The organism is Mycobacterium sp., from assembly GCF_008709575.1.
Lineage (GTDB): Bacteria > Actinomycetota > Actinomycetes > Mycobacteriales > Mycobacteriaceae > Mycobacterium.
Window position 1 is genome coordinate 1 of sequence record NZ_VYIK01000563.1, and the last position, 519, is coordinate 519.

Sequence of the window (519 nt, forward strand, 5' to 3'; positions counted from 1 at the left end):
TGTGGCTCGTCGTCGAGCGTCGCCGTGTGCTTCGCATCGATGACCAGTGGCGCGCCACGCATCCCGACAGTCACCGGCCCATTCCCTGAACCGGCGCTTGCTCAGCCGGGCAGTGCCGGACCGGCGATCGGGACGCTCGATGTCAAAGTCAGCAACATCAAGGTCAACAGAAACCAGCCGGCTCCTTGCCAGGCCCACCAGGTGCCCTGCTCGCGCCAAACGCGGTCCGCTGACCCACAGCGCAGCCACGACCAGGAATGTCACGGCCGCCGCGGCGGTCAACACGGCAAATCGGATGGCAGAATGCACGTCGCCATCCGCTCGCCCGAGGCGGTCACCACCGGACCGCTGACGTGGTTTCTGCATGACTTCTATCCCGAGTTCGGCTCTGGTCAATCTATCGTCTGGCCGGCAGCGTCTGTTACCCCCGGCCGTCAAAGGTTGGCACTATGGGCAGGTGAACACCGCCCCGTCCGTCGATCCGCTCGCCCGGTTCAGCACGGTCACCCGCGACTGGTT

1 pseudogene is annotated in these 519 nt (G+C 65.5%); it reads right to left on the reverse strand.

The features are described from left to right. Positions 1–101: 101 nt before the first annotated feature. Positions 102–366 (reverse strand): annotated as a pseudogene (locus F6Q13_RS20155) (hypothetical protein). Positions 367–519 lie beyond the last annotated feature (153 nt).